This is a genomic window from Streptomyces sp. NBC_01723 (genome assembly GCF_036246005.1).
Taxonomy (GTDB): Bacteria; Actinomycetota; Actinomycetes; order Streptomycetales; family Streptomycetaceae; genus Streptomyces.
In genome coordinates this window covers 3,438,462-3,460,606 of record NZ_CP109171.1, presented here as the reverse complement: position 1 = coordinate 3,460,606, position 22,145 = coordinate 3,438,462, and the positions used below count along the sequence as shown (strand labels likewise).

The 22,145-nt window shown below is 73.1% G+C and carries 2 protein-coding genes and 1 pseudogene (2 of these 3 cut by a window edge); all 3 read right to left on the bottom strand.

Features of this window, described 5'->3' with window-relative positions; translation table 11 throughout:
• A protein-coding gene (locus OIE75_RS15820) for a non-ribosomal peptide synthetase (RefSeq protein ID WP_329471268.1) crosses the window boundary here: on the bottom strand, positions 1-1,508 show its beginning. It extends 5,713 nt beyond the left edge of the window; only the first 1,508 of its 7,221 coding nucleotides appear in the window; its start codon is at positions 1,506-1,508; its stop codon lies off the left edge, out of view.
• Positions 1,508-12,415 (bottom strand): annotated as a pseudogene (locus tag OIE75_RS15815) (amino acid adenylation domain-containing protein); the annotation flags it as partial. The gene OIE75_RS15820 and the pseudogene OIE75_RS15815, both read right to left, overlap by 1 nt.
• Positions 12,412-22,145, bottom strand: partial view of a non-ribosomal peptide synthase/polyketide synthase gene (locus OIE75_RS15810; protein WP_329471266.1) — the 3' portion only. Its footprint extends 12,112 nt past the window's final position; 9,734 of the gene's 21,846 nt are visible here — the last part of the coding sequence; its start codon lies off the right edge, out of view — the gene reads right to left on this strand; it ends in the stop codon at positions 12,412-12,414. The gene OIE75_RS15810 and the pseudogene OIE75_RS15815, both read right to left, overlap by 4 nt.

Below are 22,145 nucleotides of genomic sequence, written 5' to 3'. Positions count from 1 at the left end.
CGCCGGGCCAGCCGGTTGGCCGCCGCGTCCAGTTCGGCGTAGGTCAGCCGCCCGTCGGGGGCGATCAGCGCCGTCTTGCCGGGGGTGCGCGCCACCTGCTCCTCGAACAGGTCGGTGAACCGCTCGGCGGGCCGGACGTCGTCCGAGCCGCTCCACTTCTCCAGGACGGTGCCGCGCACCTCCGGGTCGAGCAGCGCGACCGCGCCGACCCGGGTCCGCGGGCTGTCCAGGATCGTGCGCAGGGCCCGGCGGAAGGCGGCGACCACCGCCTGGATCCGCTCCGCGTCGAAGACCTGGGGGAGGTAGCCCAGCGAGAACCGCAGGGTCTCCCGGGGCAGGGCCAGCAGGCCCAGCGGGTAGTGCATCTGGTCCTTCGAGTGGACCTTGAGCACCGTGGGGAGGTCGGCGTCCGGGGCGGCGCCCGGCGGCCGGCCGCGGCTGGAGTTCAGCGGGTAGTTCTCGAACACCATGGCCGTGTCGAAGAGTTCGCCCGATCCCGCCCAGCGCTGGATCTCCGCGAGCCCCACCCACTGGTGGTCGATGAGCCGGGCCTGCTCGCTCTGGGTACGGCGCAGGAACTCCGCCAGTGTCTCGGCGGGCCGCAGCCGCACCCGCAGCGGCAGGGTGTTCATGAAGAGACCGACCATGGTGTCGACGCCGGGCAGCTCCGGCGGGCGGCCGCTGACCGTCACGCCGAACACCACGTCGTCCCGGCCCGTCAGGTGGGACAGCACCAGCCCCCAGGCGCCCTGGATCACGGTGTTCACCGTCAGCCCGTGCGACCGGGCGAACCGGGTCAGGGCGGCGCTCGCCGCCTCGTCCTCGGAGAAGTCGATCCGCTCGGGCGCCGCGGTGAGCGCACCCCGGTCCGGCGCCACGATGCTCGGCGTGCCGAACCCGGCGAACGCGTCCGTCCACGCCTCCTGGGCGGCGTCCCGGTCCCGGCCGCCGAGCCAGCCCAGGTAGTCCCGGTAGGGGCGCACCCGGGGCAGGACCGTGGCGTCGCCGTGCACCGTGTACAGGGTCATCAGCTCGCGCAGCAGGATCGGCATCGACCAGCCGTCCAGCAGGATGTGGTGGAGCGTCATCAGCAGGCGGTGCCGGTCCGGGCCGAGCCGGACCAGGGTGAAGCGGATCAGCGGCGGCCGGGACAGGTCGAAGCGCGTCCAGCGGTCCCGCTCGGCGATCCGCTCCGCCGCGGCCTCCCGCTCCTCCTCCGGTACGGCGGCCAGGTCCTCCTCGCCCCAGGGCAGGGCGACCCGGCGGGGGATGAGCTGCACCGGGCGCTTGAGGCCCTCGTGCCGGAAGGCGGCCCGCAGGTTGGCGTGCCGCTCCAGCAGCGCCTGCCCGGCCCGGCGCAGCCGCTCCGGGTCCGTGTTCCCCTCCAGCTCGATGAAGACCTGGACGTTGTAGGCGTCCAGTTCCTCGTCGTCGAAGAGGTTGTGGAACAGCATCCCCTCCTGGAGCGGGGACAGCGGCAGGATGTCTTCCAAGCCGGACTTGGCCATCAGAGGGAGCCCCATTCGCTCTCGAGTCGGGTGATGTCGTCCTCGCTGAGCGAGGTGAGGGAGACGTCCGAGGGGGTCAGACCGCTCGCCTCGGGCCGGCCGGCGTGCTCGACCAGCGCCTTCAGGGCCCGGAACCAGCCCTCGCCCAGGCGCCGCACCTCGGCCTCGGAGAGCACGGCGTCCGCGTACGTCCACACGCTGTGCAGCCGGGGCCCCGCCTCGGTGTCGTGGGCGCCCGCGACCAGTTCGACGGGGTGCGCGAGCGGCGTGTCCGGGTGCTGGCCGGCGACCCCGCGCCCGAGCACGCTCCACGCCTCGGGGCCGGCGGCGCCGTCGGCGGCCCGCCCGCCGGTGTACCGGCCCAGGTAGTTGAAGCCGTACGCCGGTACCGGGAGCGCGGCGAACCGGTCCCGGGTGCGCGGGTTGAGGTGGCGCAGCAGGCCGAAGCCCACGCCGTCGCGCGGGACGGCCCGCAGTTGCTCCTTGACCCGCTTCAGGGCGCGGCCCGCGGCGGCACCGCCGTCCCACACCTCCGGCCACTCCCACTCGTCGACCTCCGGGCGCAGCGGCACCGGGTGCATCGACGTGAACCAGCCGGTGGTGCGGGTGAGGTCGGCGCCCGGCACCAGGTGCTCGTGGCGGCCGTGGCTCTCCAGGTCCACCGTGACCGGCGTGCCCGCGCCGCCGCCCCGGGCGCGCCGCCAGTCGGCGACGGCCAGCCCGAACGCGGTGAGCAGCAGGTCGTTGATCTCGGCGCGGAACACCCCGGGGACCCAGGTGAGGAGGGCGTCGGTGGTGTCCGCGTCCAGGTCGAGGACGACCTGACCGGAGCGGGCGTGGGTGTCGCGGGCCGGGTCGAGGGCCGGGTCCGTCGGCTCGGCGGCCGGGCGGACCGCGTCCAGCCAGTGGTCCGTCTCCGCCTCCGTGGCGGCCGTGCCCGCGAGGTCCCGCAGCGCACCGGCCCACTGGCGCCAGTGCGTGCCGGCCGGGCTGAGCGGGCGGTCCTCGTAGGCGGCGGCCAGGTCCGGCACGAGCAGCCGCCAGCTGACGGCGTCCACGGCCAGGTGGTGGGCGACCAGGACCAGCAGCCCCGGGCGGCCGGGACCGCGGTCGATGCGGCAGGCGCGCAGCATCCGGCCGTCGGCGGGGTCCAGCCGGTCGCGTTCGGCGGCGGCCGCCTCGGCGACCACGGCGCGCAGCGCGTCGTCGTCGCCGTCCGGTGCCCGCAGGTGCGTGAGCAGGTCCGCGGCGTCCACCGTGCCGGGCTCGGGGACGGCCATGGACCAGTCCGCGGCGACCCGCAGCCGCAGCGAGTCGTGCCGGTCGACGACGGCCCCGAGGGCGGCCACCAGCCGCTCCTCGTCGAGGTCCGCGGGCACGGACACCACCACCGACTGGTTGAACGGGGCGACCGGGCCGCCCAGTGAGGCGAACCAGCCCATGATCGGCGTGGCCGGCACCGGCCCGCTCGCCGGCACCTCCTCGACGGCCCCGGCGTCCGTCTCCGGCTCGTCCGCGCCGTCCAGCGCCTCGGCGATGTGGGCGACGCTCTGGTGCTCGAACACGTCCCGCACCGAGAGCGTGAGCCCCTTCGCGCGGGCCCGGCTGACCAGCTGGATGGAGAGGATGCTGTCGCCGCCGAGGTCGAAGAAGCCGTCGTCGACACCGACGGAGTCGAGGCCCAGCGCCTCGGCGAACAGCGTGCACAGCAGCTCCTCGCGGGCCGTCGTCGGCGCCCGGCCGGTGCCGGCGGCCGCGTAGTCCGGCGCGGGCAGCCGCCCCCGGTCCAGTTTGCCGTTGGCCGTCAGCGGCAGCTCGGCCAGCCGGACGAACGCCGACGGCACCATGTAGTCGGGCAGCGACTCGCGCAGCCCGTCCCGCAGCTCCTCGTCCGACGGCACGGGTCCGTCCCCGGCCACCAGGTAGGCGACCAGCCGCCGGTCGCCCGGGCGGTCCTCGCGTACGACCGCCACCGCCTCCGGCACCCCCTGGTGCCGGGACAGGGCGGACTCGATCTCGCCCAGCTCGACCCGGAAGCCGCGGATCTTCACCTGGTCGTCGACGCGGCTGATGAACTCCAGGTCGCCGTGCCGGTTCCAGCGCACGATGTCGCCGGTGCGGTACATCCGCTCGCCCGGCCCCTCGAAGGGGTTGGCGACGAACCGGGACGCGCTCTGCCCGGGCCGGTTGAGGTAGCCGCGCGCCAGCTGCACCCCGGACACGTACAGCTCGCCCGGCACCCCGGCCGGCACGGGCTGCAGGTACGGGTCGAGGACCAGCATCCGGGTGTTGGGGAACGGGCGGCCGATGGTCAGCACGCCGTCCGCGAGGTCGTCCGGCGTCTCGACCCGCCACGTCGTGCAGCCGACGATCGTCTCGGTCGGACCGTACTCGTTCAGGACCCGCGCCCCCGGATGCGCCGCGAGCAGCGTCCGCACCGCGCGGCCGGTCAGCGACTCGCCGCCGAGGACCAGTTCCCCGTCCGGCACGCACACCCCGGGCAGCCCGGTGATCAGCGGCAGATGGCTGGGCGTCGCCTTCAGGAACGTCATCTGCGGCAGGTCCGCGGGCACGTCACCGTCCAGCGCCCGCTCGTGCAGCTCCTCCAGGTCCGCCAAATGTACGCAGCCGCCGTTCAGCAGCGGCGCGAACAGGCCCGTCACGGTCAGGTCGAAGGAGAGCGGCGAGTGCAGCAGCGCGTTGCCCGCCACGCCCGGGTACAGCTCCGTCGACACCGCCAGGTAGTTGACCACCGGCTGGTGCTCGACGAGCACCCCCTTCGGCCGGCCCGTCGAGCCCGACGTGTAGATGATGTACGCCGCGTTCCACGGCGACAGCGGCTGCGTCCGGTCCTCGTCCGCCAGGTCGTGCGCGGGCTGCGCGGCGAGCCGTGCCGTCACGTCCGGGTCGTCGAGGAGCAGCCGGGGCAGCTCCTCCGGGAACACCCCCGCCGGGACCGCGGACGTGGTCAGCGCGCACACCGGCGCCGCGTCCTCCGTCATCGTCGCGATCCGCTCCCGCGGGCTGCCCGGGTCGACCGGCAGGTACGCCGCGCCCGTCTTCAGCACCGCGAGCACCGCCACGCCCATCTCCACCGACGGCGGCAGCGAGATCGCCACCACCTGCTCCGGGCCCGCCCCGGACTCCGCGAGGAGGTGGGCCAGCCGGTTGGCGCGCGAGTTCAGCTCGGCGTACGTCAGCGTCGTCCCGTCCGCCGAGAACGCCGGGCGCCTCGGGGTCCTCGCCACCTGCTCCTCGAACAGCTCCGGCAGGGTCCCCTCGCGCTGCGGACGCGCCGTGTCGTTCCACTCCTGGAGCAGCTGCCGCCGCTCGGCCGGGTCCAGCAGGCCGATGCCGCCGATCGGCAGGTCCGGGTCGGCCGTGACCGAGCCCAGCACGCCGAGCAGCCGTGAGATCACCGACTCCGCCGTCTCCCGGTCGAACAGCTCCGTGCGGTACTCCAGCGAACCCCGCATGCCCGCGGGGCCGCCCGACGCGTCGTGCCGCTCGCCGAAGGTCAGCGACAGGTCGAACTTCGCCACGCCGGTGCCGGCCGTCATCCGGGTCGCGTTCAGGAGCGCGCCACCGTCGCCGGACGCCGCCCGCCCGGTGCTCCGGTCCGCCGTGTTGTTGAACGTGATCATCACCTGGTACAGCGGGTGATGGGCCAGACTGCGCGCCGGGTTGACCGCCTCCACCAGCCGCTCGAACGGGACCTCCTGGTGCGCGTACGCCGCCAGGTCGCCCTCCCGGACGCGGCCGAGCAGCTCGCGGAAGGTGGGGTTGCCGCCGGTGTCGGTGCGCAGCACCAGCGTGTTCACGAAGAACCCGACGAGATCCTCGGTGGCGGCGTCGTTCCGCCCGGCCACCGCCGTGCCGATCGGGATGTCCTCGCCCGCCCCGAGCCGCGTCAGCAGCGCGGCGAACGCGGCCTGGGTCACCATGAACAGGCTGGAGTGCGTGGCCCGCGCCAGCTCCGTCAGCCGCGCGTGCAGCGCCGCCGGCACCGTGAACGCGATGCGGTCGCCGGTGTACCCGGCGGTCGCGGGCCGCGGCCGGTCGGTGGGCAGCTCCAGCGCCTCGGGCAGCCCGGCCAGCGCGTCCTTCCAGTACGCCAGCTGCCGCCCGGCCACGCTCTCCGGGTCGGTCTCGTCACCGAGGACGTCGCGCTGCCACAGCGCGTAGTCCGCGTACTGCACCGGCAGCGGCTCCCAGCCCGGCGCGTCACCCGCGCAGCGCGCCGCGTACGCCGCCGTCAGGTCACGGGCCAGCGGCGCCATCGACCAGCCGTCGCTGGCGATGTGGTGGATGAGCAGCAGCAGGACGTGATCCGTCTCCGAGACCCGGAACAGCCGTGCCAGGAACGGGATGTCGCCGGTCAGGTCGAACACGTGCCGGGCCGCCTCCGCCACCCGCTCCTCGACCTCCTGCGCGGTGACGTCGACGACGTCGAGACTCCGGGCGGCCGGATCGGCGGGCAGCACGATCTGCCGCGACCCGTCGTCGTCCGCCGCGAACACGGTCCGCAGACTCTCGTGCCGCTCCACCACGTCACCGATCGCCCGCTCCAGCGCCGCCCGGTCCACCGGACCGGACAGCCGCAGCGCCGTGGGCACGTTGTACGTCGCCGAAGGACCCTCGAACTGGTGCAGGAACCACAGCCGTTGCTGCGCCGGCGACAGCGGCACCCGCTCCGGGCGCTCCCGGGCCACCAGCGGCGTCCGCGCGCCCGCCGCCCCGTCCAGCACCCCGGAGAGCCCGGCGATGGTCGGCGTCTCGAAGAACTGCCGCACGGACAGCTCGACGCCCAGCGCCGTCCTGATCCGGCTCACCAGCCGACTGGCGAGCAGCGAGTGCCCGCCCAGGTCGAAGAAGCCGTCGTCGATGCCGACCCGGGCGACGCCCAGCACATCGGCGAAGAGCGCGCACAGGATCTCCTCGCGCGGGCCCCGCGGCTCCCGGCCGGCCGGCTCACCGTCGTACTCCGGGACGGGCAGCGCCTTGCGGTCCAGCTTCCGGTTCGGCGTCAGCGGCAGCGCGTCGAGCACCACGAACGCCGTCGGCACCATGAACTCCGGCAGCCGTCCCCGCAGCCGCTCCCGCAGCTCCCGCGCGTCCGGCGCCGGGCCCGCCGGGACGACGTAGGCGACCAGCCGCCGGTCGCCCGGGCGGTCCTCGCGCACCGTCACCGCGGTCTCGGCGACCGACGGGTGCCGGGCCAGCTCCGCCTCGATCTCCCCGAGTTCGATGCGGAAACCGCGCAGCTTGACCTGCTGGTCCACCCGGCTCAGATACCGCAGCGCGCCGTCCCTCCGACGGCACACCAGGTCACCCGTGCGGTACATCCGCGCGCCGGGCGGACCGTACGGGTCGGCGGTGAACCGCTCCGACGTCAGCGCGGGACGCCGGTGGTAGCCCTGCGCCAACTGCTCCCCGGCCAGGTACAGCTCGCCCGGCACCCCCACCGGGACCGGCCGCAGCGCCGCGTCCAGCACATACGCCGAGGTGTTGGCGAGAGGGCCGCCGATGACCGGTCCGGACGCGGCGACATCGGCGGCCGTGGCCCAGATCGTCACCTCCGTCGGCCCGTAGAGGTTCGTCACGGAACGGGCCCGCTCCGTCAGCGTGCGCGCCAACTCGGTGGGCAGCGCCTCGCCGCCCACCAGGACGCGCACCCCGGCCAGTTCGTCCGCCGCCACGGCCGCGACACCCTGCCACAGGCTCGGCGTCGCCTGGACCATGGTGATCCCCGACGCGGTGACGGTGCGCAGCAGCGCGTGCGGGTCCTTCGCGGTCTCCTCGTCGGCGAGCACCAGCACCGCCCCGTGCAGCAGCGGCAGGAAGATCTCCAGGCCCGCGATGTCGAAGCCCACCGTCGTGACGGCGAGCAGCCGGTCACCGGCGGTGGGAGCGAACCGCCGGCCCATGTCCGCCAGGAAGTTCCCGAGCGCCGCACGCGGCACCACCACGCCCTTGGGGCGTCCCGTGGAACCCGAGGTGTAGATCGTGTACGCCGGATGCGAGCCGAGGACCGGACCCCGCAGCTCGTCGGCGCCGAGGTCGTCGCCCGCGTACCCCGCCAGCTCCGCGTCCGCGACCGGCTCCCTCAGCGTGAGGGCCGGTTCGGCGTCGGCCAGCATGTACGCGACCCGGTCGGCCGGATAGTGCGGGTCGATCGGCAGAAACGCGGCCCCGGACTTCAGCACCGCCAGCAGCGTCACGACCAGCTCCGCCGACCGGGGCAGCGCCACGGCGACGGACCCGCCCGGGGCCGCGCCCCGCGCGACGAGGTGCCGGGCCAGCCGGTTCGCCTGCGCGTTGAGCTGCCCGTACGACAGCCGCGTACCGCCGAACTCCAGGGCCGTCGCGTCCGGCGACCGCCGCGCCCGCCGCTCGAACAGCCCGGCCACCGAGTCGGCGGGCGCCTCGGCGGCGGTGTCGTTCCACTCCTCCAGGACCAGCCGCCGCTCCGCCGCGTCCATGATCTCCAGCTGTCCGACGGGCCGCCCCGGATGGGCCACCGCCGCCGTGAGCAGCCGCACCAGACGGTCGGCCAGGTCCCGCACGGTCTCCCGGTCGAAGAGCGCTGTGCTGTACGTGACACCGCCGCTCATGCCCTCGCAGGCGTTGTCGGCGCCGAAGTGCTCGGCCAGCGCGAACGACAGGTCGAAGCGCGCCGAGACCGACTCGGACGCCAGCACCTCGGCCGCGAGACCGGCGAACCGCTCCGTCTTCGCGCCCTGCGTGTTGTGCAGGGTGAGCATGGTCTGGAAGAGGGGGTGGTGGGCGAGGGAGCGGGTGGGGTTGAGGGCTTCGACGAGGCGTTCGAAGGGGAGGTCCTGGTGGGCGTAGGCGGTGAGGTCGGTGTCGCGTACGCGGGTGAGCAGGTCGCGGAAGGTGGGGTTGCCGCTGGTGTCGGTGCGCAGGACGAGGGTGTTGACGAAGAAGCCGATGAGGTGGTCGGTGGCGTCGTCGGTGCGTCCGGCGATGGGGGTGCCGATGGGGATGTCGTCGCCGGCGCCGTGCCGGGTGAGCAGGGTGGCGAGCGCGGCCTGGAGCACCATGAACGCGGTCGTGTTGGTCGACCGGGCCAGTTCGGTCAGTCGGGTGTGCAGCTCGGCGGGGACGGTGAAGGTGACCCGGTCGCCGGTGTGGTCGGCGGTGGCGGGGCGCGGCCGGTCGGTGGGGAGGTCGAGCTGCTCGGGCAGGCCGGCCAGTTGCCGCTGCCAGTAGGACAGTTGTCGTCCCGCGAGGCTGTCGGCGTCGGTCTCGTCGCCGAGGATCTCCTGCTGCCAGAGCGCGTAGTCGGCGTACTGGACGGGCAGCGGCTGCCAGGCGGGCGCGGCGCCCGCGCAGCGGGCGGTGTAGGCGGCGGTGAGGTCCTGGGCGAGCGGGGTGCGGGACCAGGCGTCGCTGGCGATGTGGTGCACCAGCAGCAGCAGGACGTGCTCCTCCTCCGACACCCGGAACAGCCGCACCCGCACGGGCAGGTCGGTCGTCAGGTCGAAGGGGTACGACGCGGCCTCCGCCACTCGCACGGCGACCTCCGCCTCGGCCACGTCGACCACCGCGAACGGCGTCGCGGCGACCTCCGCGGGCAGAACGACCTGATGGGCGCCCTGCTCGTCCTCGGTGAAGACCGTCCGCAGGCTCTCGTGCCGGGCGATCAGGTCCCCGACCGCCGCGCGCAGGGCGTCGTGGTCGAGGGTGCCGGTGAGGCGGAGGGTGGTGGGGATGTTGTAGGTCGGGGTGGGCCCTTCGAGCTGGTGCAGGAACCACAGGCGCTGCTGGGCGTAGGAGAGCGGGATCCGCTCGGGACGGGGCTTCGCGGTGAGCGCGGTACGGACGGAGCCCGACGTCTCGAGGGCGCCGGCCAGACCCGCCACGGTCGGCGTCTCGAACAATTGCCGGATCGGCAGCTCGACACCGAGGGTGGTGCGGACCCGGCTGACCAGGCGGGTGGCGAGGAGTGAGTGCCCGCCGAGCCCGAAGAAGTCGTCGTCGATCGTCACGTCGCCCACCGCGAGGATCTCCGCGTACAGGCCGCAGAGGATTTCCTCGCGGGGGGTGCGGGGGGCGCGTCCGGTGGTCGTGGTGGCGTAGGTGGGGGCGGGGAGGGCTTTGCGGTCGAGTTTGCCGTTGGGGGTGAGGGGGAGGGCGTCGAGGGTGACGTAGGCGGAGGGGCGCATGTAGTCGGGGAGGGTGCGGGTGACTGCGTCCCGGGTGGTGTTCTCGTCCCAGTTGGTGGTGACCACGTAGGCGACGAGGCGTTGGTCGCCGGGGGTGTCTTCGCGGAGTTGGACGGTGGCTTGGGTGATGCCGGGCTGGGTGGTGAGGGTGGCTTCGATCTCGCCGAGTTCGATGCGGTGGCCGCGGAGTTTGACCTGGTGGTCGGCGCGTCCGTCGTAGACGAGGTGGCCTTGGTGGTTCCAGTGGGCGAGGTCGCCGGTGCGGTACATGCGTGCGCCGGGGGTGGGGCTGTGGGGGTTGGCGGTGAAGCGTTCGGCGGTGAGGGCGTGGCGGCCGAGGTAGCCGCGGGCGAGTTGTTCACCGGCGAGGTACAGCTCTCCGGTGACACCGGGGGCTACAGGACGCAGAGCTGAATCGAGGACGTAGACCTGGGTGTTGGCGAAGGGGCGTCCGATGGGGACGGGGCCTTCTTCGGTGCCGTTGAGGTGGTGGTCGGTGATGTTGACGGTGGATTCGGTGGGGCCGTAGGCGTTGATGATCTGGACGTCGGGGTGCTGGTTGCGCCAGGTGGCCAGGTGGTCGGTGTGGAGGGCTTCGCCGCCGAGGATGAGGGTGTGGGAGGGGGACGCCGTCTCCGGCAGGTTGGTGAGGAGGGGGAGGTGGCTGGGGGTGGCTTTGATGAGGGTTGGCTGGGTTGTGGTTTCTTCGAGGGTGGTGAGGTGGACGGTGCCGCCGGCGGTGAGGGGGGTCCACAGGGCGGTGATGGTGAGGTCGAAGGCGAGGGGTGAGTGCAGGACGGTGGCGCCGTTCATGGCGCTGTAGGTCCGGCGGGCTCGGTGGAGGTAGGTGGCGAGGGCGTGGTGTTCGATGACGACGCCCTTGGGGCGGCCGGTGGAGCCGGAGGTGTAGATCATGTAGGCCGCGTGGCGCGGTGACCACGGGCTACGGCGCTCGGCGTTCGTGATCGTCGTGGTGGAGTGCCCGGCGTACTGCGCTGCGGGTATCGGCTCGGTGAGGGTCAGGGCCGGTCGGGCGTCGTCGAGCATGTAGCTGATGCGTTCGGCGGGGTAGTCCGGGTCGATGGGCAGGTAGGCGGCGCCGGTCTTCAGTACGGCCAGCATGCTGGTGATGGCGTCCAGCGACTTCGGCAGTGCGATCGCGACGAAGTCCTCCGCGCCCAGGCCCTGTTCGAGCAGGTGCCGGGCGAGTTGGTTGGCGTGCCCGTCCAGCTCGGCGTAGGTCAGGGACCCGGAATCGCACACCACGGCGACCGCGTCCGGCGTCCGCCCGGCCTGCTCGCTGATCAGTTCGTGCAGCGGCGTCCCGGGAAGCTCGGTCCGTGCTCCGTTCCACTCCACCAGGACCCGTTCCCGGTCGGCCGGGTCGAGGGTGTCCAGGTGGGCGACGGGCAGGTCCGAGTCGGAGATCAGGGTCTCCAGGACGCGCAGCATCCGCCGACCGAAGCCGCGGGCGTACTCCTCGTCGTAGAGGTCGGGGCGGTAGTCCACGCGGAAGGACAGCTCCGCGCCGCGCATCGTCGCGACGACGTTGACGGCGAAGTGCGTGCCGCCCTTGATGTCCGCCGAGGCCACCCGGAGCCGGTCGGGGTCGGAGGTGGCGGTGAGGTCGCCGTCCTCGACCGGGTAGTTCTGGAAGACCATGGCGGTGTCGAAGAGTTCGCCGTGTCCGGCCCAGCGCTGGATGTCGGCGAGTCCGGCCCACTGGTGGTCCAGGAGGCGGGCCTGTTCGGCCTGGAGACGGCGGAAGAGGGCGCCCAGGGGCTCGGCGTGGTCGAGGCGGGCCCGGACGGGCAGGGTGTTGATGAAGAGGCCGATCATGGACTCGACGCCGGGCAGCTCGGGTGGGCGGCCGGAGACGGTGGCGCCGAAGACGACGTCGTCGCGTCCGGTGGCCTGGGCCAGGGCGAGTGCCCAGGCGCCCTGGACCACGGTGTTCATGGTCACGCCCTGTCCCCGCGCCCACGCCGCGAGCGCACCGCTGACCTCGGAGTCCACGGTGAACGACACCTGCTCGGGCGCGGTCGACGCCGCCGGTCCGGCCGGGGCGAGGAGGGTGGCCTCGTCGAGTCCGGCCAGCGACCCCTGCCACGCGGTCCGGGCCGCTTCCCGGTCGCGGGCGTCGAGCCAGGCCAGGTAGTCGCGGTACGGGCGGAGCCGCGGAAGCGCGGACGGGTCGCCGGAGGAGGCGTAGAGCGCCATCAGCTCGCGCAGCAGGACCGGCATGGACCAGCCGTCGAGCACGATGTGGTGGTTGGTCATCACCAGCCGGACGCGGTCGGCGGAGAGCCGGATCGCCGTGAAGCGGAGCAGCGGCGGGCGGCCCAGGTCGAAGCGGCGGGCGCGGTCGGCGGCCGCGAGGCGGTCGGCCTCGGGGCCGCGCTCGTCCTCGGGCAGCGCGCTCAGGTCGGCGTCCTGCCACGGCAGGTCGACGTCGTGCAGGACGAGTTGGGCCCAGGCCCCGTTCTTGCGCTGCCGGAACCCGGCCCGCAGGTTGGCGTGGCGGCGCAGCAGGGCCTCGGCCGCCGCGCGCATCCGGGAGCCGTCGTACGGGCCCTCCAGCTCGAAGGCGACCTGGCCGACGTAGAGGTCGGGTCCCTCCGTGTGCAGCAGCCCGAGGAACACGAAGCCCTCTTGCAGCGGGGAGAGCGGAAGAATGTCCTCGATCTTGCTACGCGAACGAGACGGTTGCTGGCTCACTGCTCAATCTCCCACTCGGACTCAAGGTCGGACTCGAACTCCTCGATCTCGGACTGACTGAGCGAGTCGAGGGTGACGTCGGACGGCGTCAGGCCGCCCGCGCCGGAACGGCCGGCGTGCTCCACCAGGGCCTCCAGGGCCCGGAACCAGTGCTCGGCCAGGAGCCGGGCGTCGTGATCGGGGACCAGGCGGCGTGCGTAGGTCCATTCCGCGCGCAGTCGGGGGCCGTCCGCTCCCTCGTGCACGACGGCGCTGATCTCCACCGCGTGTGCCATGGGCGCCGCCGGTCGCGAGGCGGCCAGTCCACCGCCGGTCACGGTCCACGGCTCCGGGGCGCCGGTGGCCGGGGTGACCCGTCTGCCCAGGTAGTTGAAGCCGAAGTCGGGCTCGGGTAGGCGCGCCAGCCGGGGCCCGGTGGTGGGGTTCAGGTGGCGCAGCAGGCCGAAGCCGATGCCGTCGCCCGGCACGGCCCGTACCTGCTCCTTGACCTGCTTGAGGCCGTCGCGGAGCGCGTCGCCGTCCTGGTGCAGCCGCGCCCAGTCGGCGACCTCGGGGGCCAGCCGCACCGGGTGCAGGGCGGTGAACCAGCCCGCCGTGCGGCTGAGTTCGGCGCCGGGCACGGCGTCCTCGTGCCGCCCGTGGCTCTCCAGGTCGACCACGACGGGCGCGTCCGGGTCCTCGCCGCGCCCGCGCCGCCACTCGGCGACGGCGAACGCGAAGGCGGTCAGCAGGACGTCGTTCACACCGGCGTTGACACTCCCCGGCACCTCGGTGAGCAGGGCCGCGGTCGTGTCCGACGGCAGATCGAGGCCGACGCGTCCGGCCTCGCCCTGGACGTCGCGCGCACGGTCCAGCCGCAGCGCTCCCGCCCCGGCGAGCGTGTGCTCCCAGTGGGCGGTCTCCGCCTCGACCCGGGGGTCGGTGGCGAGCCGTTCCAGCGAGGTGGCCCACTGCCGCCACGAGGTGCCCACGGGGGCCGGTGCGTCACCCCGGTACGCCGTCGCGAGGTCCGGCACGACGATGCTCCACGTCACCGAGTCGACCACCAGGTGGTGGGCGACCAGGACCAGTACGCCGTCCCCGCCGGGCCCGGGCTCCACCAGCACCGCCTGGAGCATGAGGCCCTCAGCGGGCGCGAGGCGGTCCCGTGCGGCGCGGGCCGCGTCCGTGACCAGGCCGTCGAAGTCGTCGGCGCCGGGCGCCCCGGTGACGACGCGGAGCACGTCCGAGGCCGGCACGCTGCCCGGAGGCCGGACCTCGGCGCTTCCGTCGGGACGGACCAGGAGCCGCAGCGCGTCATGGTGGTCCAGCACCCTCTGGAGGGCCCCGGCCAGCCGGTCGCCGTCCACCGCGGGCGGCACGGACACGACGACCGACTGGTTGAAGTCGTCGCCACCCAGACCGAGTTCGGCGACACGGGCCATCACGGGGGTCAGCGGGACGGGGCCGTGCGGCGGCACCTCCTCGACCTCCGGCGCGGCGTCGCCGTCCCGCTCGGCCAGTGCCGCGGCCAGCTCGGCCGTCGACTGGTACTCGAAGACGTCGCGGACGGCGAGGGCCAGGCCGGCGGCGCGGGCCCGGCTGACGAGCTGGATGGAGAGGATGCTGTCGCCGCCCAGGTCGAAGAACCCGTCGTCGATGCCCACCGCGGACAGGCCCAGCACCTCGGCGAAGAGCGTGCACAGCAGCTCCTCGGCGGGGGTGCGGGCGGCCCGCCCGGTGGACGCCGCCGCGTAGTCGGGTGCGGGCAGCGCCTTGCGGTCCAGCTTGCCGTTGACGGTCAGCGGCAGCGCGTCGAGGACCACGAAGGCCGACGGCACCATGTAGTCGGGCAGCGCCTGGCGGGCGAAGGCGCGCAGCGCGTCCGGGTCCACCTCGCCGTCCCGGCCCTCGGCGGCCACGACGTAGCCGACGAGCCGCCGGTCGCCGGGCCGGTCCTCGCGGACGACGACGGCGGCCTGGGCCAGCTCCGGCCGGGTGGACAGCACCGTCTCGATCTCGCCCAGCTCCACCCGGAAGCCGCGGATCTTGACCTGGTCGTCCGCGCGGGCCAGGTACTCGAGTTCGCCCGCCGGGTTGTAGCGGACCAGGTCGCCGGTGCGGTACATCCGCTCGCCGGACCCGCCGTACGGGTCGGCGACGAACCGCTCGCAGGTCAGGTCCGAGCGGCCCAGGTAGCCGCGCGCCAGACCGGTCCCGGAGATGAACAGCTCGCCCGGCACCCCCGCGGGCACCGGCTGGAGGTACTGGTCGAGCACGTACGCCCGGGTGTTCCCCGTCGGACGGCCGACCGGCAGGCTGCCCCGGGCCGCGTACGGCGCCCCGACCTCGTGCTGCGTCACGCACAGCGTCGTCTCCGTCGGTCCGTACAGGTGGCGCAGCACGGCACGCGGGGCGTGCTCGAGGACCCGGGCGACCGCGGCCGGCGAGACCACGTCACCGCCGGTCAGCACCTCCCGCACCCCGGCGAAGCACTCCGGCGCCTCCTCGGCGATGACCCGGAAGAAGCCCGCGGTGAGGTGGATCGCGGTGATGTCGTGGGCGGCGATCAGGTCGGTGACGGCGGCCGCGTCCAGGTGTCCGGGCGGTGCCACGACGACCGTTCCGCCGGAGACCAGCGGCACCCACATCTCGTAGCAGGACACGTCGAACGCGTGCGGCGCGTGCAGCAGCACCCGCTCGTGCGCCTCCGGCCGCCAGCAGTGGTCGCGGACCAGGTCCACCACCCCGCGCTGGGTGACCGCCACGCCCTTCGGCACCCCGGTGGACCCGGAGGTGTACATGACGTACGCGAGGTCCTGCGGGCGCAGCCCCACGTCCGGTACGCCGTCGGCCTGCCCGGACCCGGGCGGGGCGCCGAACTCGTCGACCACCATGACCCGCGCGCCCAGCTCTCCGGCGCGCACGGCCTCGGCGCGGTCGGCCAGGACGAGCGTCGCCGCGGTGTCCGCCACCACGTGCCGCATCCGGTCGAGGGGGTACGTGTCGTGCAGCGGCACGTAGGCGCCGCCCGCGCGGCTGATGGCCAGGGTCGCCACCACATGGGCCAGGGACCGTTCCATCAGCATGACCACGGGAGTCCCCGGCCGCACACCCTGCTGCCGCAGCACCCGGGCCAGCCGACCGGCGCGCGCGTCGAGTTCGGCGTACGACACGGTCGTCCCGCCCTGCACCAGGGCCGGCGCGTCGGGCGTGCGGAGCACCTGCGCCGCGAACAGCTCGGGCAGCGTCGCGTCCAGGGTCTCCAGCGCGGCCCCGGTCCCCTCGCCGAGCAGCCGGTGCCGTTCGGTTCCGCTCAGCACCGGTACGTGGGACAGCCGGACACCGGGGTCGGCGACGACCGCCTCCAGGGTCCGTACGAACCGCTCCACCAGCGACCGCGCCGTCGACCGGTCGAACAGGTCGGTCCGGAAGTCCAGCGCGCCCGTGAGCCCGCTGCTCCGGCCCTCGCCGTCCCTGGTCTCGGCCAGCGCGAAGGCCAGGTCGACTTTGGCCGCACCGAGCCGGCTGCGCTCCACGCCGACCCGCAGCCCCGGCAGGGTGAGCGAGCCCTCCGGGTCCGCGTCGGCCGTGCTCAGGATGAGCATGACCTGGAAGAGCGGGTGGTGCGCCAGCGTCCGGACCGGGTTGAGCGCCTCGACCAGCCGCTCGAAGGGGAGGTCCTGGTGGGCGTAGGCCGCCAGGTCGGTGCGGCGCGTGTTCTCCAGCAGCTCCCGGAAGGTGGGGTTGCCGCTGGTGTCGGTGCGCAGGACGAGGGTGTTGACGAAGAAGCCGACGAGGTTCTCCGTCGCGCCGTCCGTGCGGCCCGCGACCGGCGTGCCGATCGGGATGTCCTCGCCCGCGCCCAACCGGGTCAGCAGCGCGGCTAGCGCCGCCTGCACCACCATGAACGTACTCGAGTGCGTGCTCCTGGCCAGCTGGGTCAGCCGCGCGTACAGGTCCGCGTCGAGCGAGAACGCGACCCGGTCGCCGTCCTGGTCCGCCACCGCGGGGCGGGGCCGGTCGGTGGGCAGCTCCAACTGCTCGGGCAGCCCGGCCAACCGCTCCTTCCAGTGGGCGAGCTGGCGGCCGGCCGCACTGTCGGCGTCGGCCTCGTCCCCGAGGACCTCCCGCTGCCACAGCGCGTAGTCGGCGTACTGCACGGGCAGCGGCTCCCAGGCCGGCGCGTCGCCCGCACACCGCGCCGTGTACGCGGCGGCGAGGTCCTGCCCCAGCGGCGTGCGGGACCAGGCGTCGGTGGCGATGTGGTGGATGAGGAGCAGCAGCACGTGCTCCCGCTCCGAGATCCGGAACAGCGTCGCCCGCACCGGAATGCCCGCCGTGAGGTCGAACGCGTGGTGCACGGCTGTGGACAGCCGCGCGTCCAGCTCCGCCTCCTCGGTGTCGACCACGACCAGCGGCAGCAGACCGGGCTCCCACGCCTGCACCACCTGCCGGGGCCCCTGCTCGTCCTCGGTGTAGGTCGTGCGCAGGCTCTCGTGCCGGGCGAGCAGGTCGTTGATCGCCGCGTGCAGGGCGTCCCGGTCGAGAGCGCCGGTGAGACGGAGGGTGGTGGGGATGTTGTACGTCGCCGAGGGCCCTTCGAGCTGGTGCAGGAACCAGAGGCGCTGCTGGGCGTACGACAGCGGAACGCGCTGGGGCCGCGGCTTCGCCGTCAGCGCGGCCCGCGCACCGTCGGCCTGGTCCAGCGCCCCCGAAAGCCCGGCGATGGTCGGCGTCTCGAAGAACTGCCGCACGGACAGCTCGACGTGCAGTGCGGTGCGGGTGCGGCTGACGAGGCGGGTGGCGAGGAGTGAGTGTCCGCCGAGGTCGAAGAAGTTGTCGTCGATGGTGACCTGGTCGACGCCGAGTACTTCGGCGAAGAGGGTGCAGAGGATCTCTTCGCGGGGGGTGCGGGGGGCGCGTCCGGTGGTCGTGGTGGCGTAGGTGGGGGCGGGGAGGGCTTTGCGGTCGAGTTTGCCGTTGGGGGTGAGGGGGAGGGCGTCGAGGGTGACGTAGGCGGAGGGGCGCATGTAGTCGGGGAGGGTGCGGGTGACTGCGTCCCGGGTGGTGTTCTCGTCCCAGTTGGTGGTGACCACGTAGGCGACGAGGCGTTGGTCGCCGGGGGTGTCTTCGCGGAGTTGGACGGTGGCTTGGGTGATGCCGGGCCGGGTGGTGAGGGTGGCTTCGATCTCGCCGAGTTCGATGCGGTGGCCGCGGAGTTTGACCTGGTGGTCGGCGCGTCCGTCGTAGACGAGGTGGCCTTGGTGGTTCCAGTGGGCGAGGTCGCCGGTGCGGTACATGCGTGTGCCGGGGGTGGGGCTGTGGGGGTTGGCGGTGAAGCGTTCGGCGGTGAGGGCGTGGCGGCCGAGGTAGCCGCGGGCGAGTTGTTCACCGGCGAGGTACAGCTCACCCGTGACACCGGGGGGTACGGGTCGCAGGGACGAGTCCAGGACGTAGACCTGGGTGTTGGCGAAGGGGCGTCCGATGGGGATGGGGCCGTCGGGTGTGTCTTCGTTGAGGTGGTGGTCGGTGATGTTGACGGTGGATTCGGTGGGGCCGTAGGCGTTGATGACCTGGACGTCGGGGTGCTGGTTGCGCCAGGTGGCCAGGTGGTCGGTGTGGAGGGCTTCGCCGCCGAGGATGAGGGTGTGGGAGGGGGACGCCGTCTCCGGCAGGTTGGTGAGGAGGGGGAGGTGGCTGGGGGTGGCCTTGATGAGGCTGGGCTGGGTTGTGGTTTCTTCCAGGGTGGTGAGGTGGACGGTGCCGCCGGCGGTGAGGGGGGTCCACAGGGCTGTGATGGTGAGGTCGAAGGCGAGGGGTGAGTGCAGGACGGTGACGCCGTTCATGGCGCTGTAGGTCCGGCGGGCTCGGTGGAGGTAGGTGGCCAGGGCGTGGTGTTCGATGACGACGCCCTTGGGGCGGCCGGTGGAGCCGGAGGTGTAGATCATGTAGGCCGCGTGCCGCGGTGACCACGGGCTACGGCGCTCGGCGTTCGTGATCTGGCCGCTGGGCTGGTCGCTGTACGCGGCGGCCGCTATGGGCTCGGTGAGGGTCAGGGCGGGCCGGGCGTCGTCGAGCATGTAGCTGATGCGTTCGGCGGGGTAGTCCGGGTCGATGGGCAGGTAGGCGGCGCCGGTCTTCAGTACGGCCAGCATGCTGGTGATGGCGTCCAGTGACTTCGGCAGTGCGATCGCGACGAAGTCCTCCGCGCCCAGGCCCTGTTCGAGCAGGTGCCGGGCGAGTTGGTTGGCGTGCCCGTCCAGCTCGGCGTAGGTCAGGGACCCGGAATCGCACACCACGGCGACCGCGTCCGGCGTCCGCCCGGCCTGCTCGCTGATCAGTTCGTGCAGCGGCGTCCCGGGAAGCTCGGTCCGTGCTCCGTTCCACTCCACCAGGACCCGCTCCCGCTCGACCGCGTCCATCAGGTCGATGGCGCCGATCGGCTGGTCCGGAGCCGTCGTGGCGGCCTCCAGTACCCGGAGGAACCGGTCCGCGATCGCCTGGGCGGAGCCGCGGTCGAGGAGTTCCGTGCTGAAGTCCAGTGCCGCGTCGATGCCTTGCGGTCGGCGGGACGCGTCGAAGGACTCCGCGAACCCGAAGGAGAGGTCGAACTTGGAAGACGTCCGCTGGACCTCCCGGAGCGTGACAGCGAGCCCCGGAAGACCGGCGATGTCCTTCAGCGCGCCCTCGTGGTCCGTGTTGTTGAAGGTCAACAAAACCTGGAACAGCGGGTGATGGGACAGCGTACGGGTCGGGTTCAGAGCCTCGACCAGGCGCTCGAAGGGGAGGTCCTGGTGCGCGTAGGCGGCGAGGTCGGTGTCCCGCACGCGGTCGAGAAGGCGGCGGAAGGTCGGATCGCCGGCCGTGTCCGTGCGGAGGACCAGCGTGTTGATGAAGAGCCCGATCAGGTCGTCGGCCGCGTCGTCCGTGCGCCCGGCGACGGGCGTGCCGATCGGGATGTCCTCACCGGCGCCGAGACGCGTGAGCAGGACCGCGACGGCCGCCTGGATCACCATGAACGCACTGGTGTTGGTGGCCCGCGCCAGTTCCGTCAGCCGCGTGTGCAGCTCCGCGGGCACGGTGAACGGAACGCGGTCGCCCGAGTACCCCGCGACGGCCGGTCGCGGCCGGTCGGTGGGGAGGTCGAGCTGCTCGGGCAGGCCGGCCAGTTGCCGCTGCCAGTAGGAGAGTTGTCGTCCCGCGAGGCTGTCGGCGTCGGTCTCGTCGCCGAGGATCTCCTGCTGCCAGAGCGCGTAGTCGGCGTACTGGACGGAGAGCGGAGCCCACGCGGGCGCCTCGCTCCGGACACGGGCCGCGTAGGCGGCGGTGAGGTCCTGGGCCAGGGGAGCCCGGGACCAGGCGTCGCTGGCGATGTGGTGGATGAGGAGCAGCAGCACATGCTCCCGCTCCGACACCCGGAAGAGCGAGGTGCGCGCGGGCAGTTCCTGCGCGAGGTCGAAGCGGTGGCCGACGGCCTCGTCGAGCCGGACGCCGACCTCCGCCTCGGCCACGTCCACGACCGTGAAGGGCGTCGAGGCGGCTTCCACGGGCAGCACGATCTGATACGCGCCCTGCTCGTCCTCGGTGAAGACCGTCCGCAGGCTTTCGTGCCGGGCGACGACGTCACCGATCGCCGCGCGCAGGGCCTCCACGTCGAGCGTGCCGTCGAGCCGCAGCGTGAGCACGGTGTTGTAGGTCGCCGAGGGCCCTTCGAGCTGGTGCAGGAACCACAGGCGCTGCTGGGCGTAGGAGAGCGGGATCCGCTCGGGGCGCGGCTTCGCGGTGAGCGCGGTACGGACGGAGCCCGACGTGTCGAGGGCACCGGCCAGACCCGCCACGGTCGGCGTCTCGAAGAGCTGCCGGATGGAGAGTTCGACGTGCAGTGCGGTGCGGGTGCGGCTGACGAGGCGGGTGGCGAGGAGTGAGTGTCCGCCGAGGTCGAAGAAGTTGTCGTCGATGGTGACCTGGTCGACGCCGAGTACTTCGGCGAAGAGGGTGCAGAGGATCTCTTCGCGGGGGGTGCGGGGGGCGCGTCCGGTGGAGGAGGCCGCGTAGTCGGGGGTTGGCAGGGCTTTGCGGTCGAGTTTGCCGTTGGGCGTGAGGGGGAGGGCGTCGAGGGTGACGTAGGCGGAGGGGCGCATGTAGTCGGGCAGGGCGTGAGCCAGTGTGTCCCGGACGGTGTTCTCGTCCCAGTCGGTGGCGACCACGTAGGCGACGAGGCGCTGGTCTCCCGGCTGGTCCTCGCGGAGTTGGACGGTGGCTTGGGTGATGCCGGGCCGGGTGGTGAGGGTGGCTTCGATCTCGCCGAGTTCGATGCGGTGGCCGCGGAGTTTGACCTGGTGGTCGGCGCGTCCGTCGTAGACGAGGTGGCCTTGGTGGTTCCAGTGGGCGAGGTCGCCGGTGCGGTACATGCGTGCGCCGGGGGTGGGGCTGTGGGGGTTGGCGGTGAAGCGTTCCGAGGTCAGTGCGGAGCGGCCGAGGTAGCCGCGGGCCAACTGCTCACCGGCGAGGTACAGCTCTCCGGTGACACCGGGGGCTACAGGACGTAGAGCCGAATCGAGGACGTAGACCTGGGTGTTGGCGAATGGGCGTCCGATGGGGACGGGGCCGTCGGGTGTGTCTTCGTTGAGGTGGTGGTCGGTGATGTTGACGGTGGATTCGGTGGGGCCGTAGGCGTTGATGATCTGGACGTCGGGGTGCTGGTTGCGCCAGGTGGCCAGGTGGTCGGTGTGGAGGGCCTCCCCGCCGAGGATGAGGGTGTGGGAGGGGGACGCCGTCTCCGGCAGGTTGGTGAGGAGGGGGAGGTGGCTGGGGGTGGCTTTGATGAGGCTGGGCTGGGTTGTGGTGTCTTCCAGGGTGGTGAGGTGGACGGTTCCGCCGGCGGTGAGGGGGGTCCACAGGGCTGTGATGGTGAGGTCGAAGGCGAGTGGTGAGTGCAGGACGGTGACGCCGTTCATGGCGCTGTATGTGGTGCGGGCTCGGTGGAGGTAAGTGGCGAGGGCGTGGTGTTCGATGACGACGCCTTTGGGGCGGCCGGTGGAGCCGGAGGTGTAGATCATGTAGGCCGCGTGGCGCGGTGACCACGGGCTACGGCGCTCGGCGTTCGTGATCTGGCCGCTGGGCTGGTCGCTGTACGCGGCGGCCGCTATGGGCTCGGTGAGGGTCAGGGCGGGCTGGGCGTCGTCGAGCATGTAGCTGATGCGCTCGGCGGGGTAGTCCGGGTCGATGGGCAGGTAGGCGGCGCCGGTCTTCAGTACGGCCAGCATGCTGGTGATCGCGTCCAGCGACTTCGGCAGTGCGATCGCGACGAAGTCCTCCGCGCCCAGGCCCTGTTCGAGCAGGTGCCGGGCGAGTTGGTTGGCGCGCCTGTCCAGCTCGGCGTAGGTCAGGGACCCGGAATCGCACACCACGGCGACCGCGTCCGGCGTCCGCCCGGCCTGCTCGCTGATCAGTTCGTGCAGCGGCGTCCCGGGAAGCTCGGTCCGTGCTCCGTTCCACTCCACCAGGACCCGCTCCCGGTCGGCCGGGTCGAGGGTGTCCAGGTGGGCGACGGGCAGGTCCGAGTCGGAGATCAGGGTCTCCAGGACGCGCAGCATCCGGTTCGCCAGCGAGCGGACCAGGTCGCCGGAGCAGGTGTCCGCGCGGTGGTCGAGGCGCAGCCGCAGGCTGTCGTCGCGGGTGTGGGCCACGAGGTTGACGGCGAAGTCCGTGCTCTCGACCGCGTCGAAACCGGCCACCCGCAGCCCGT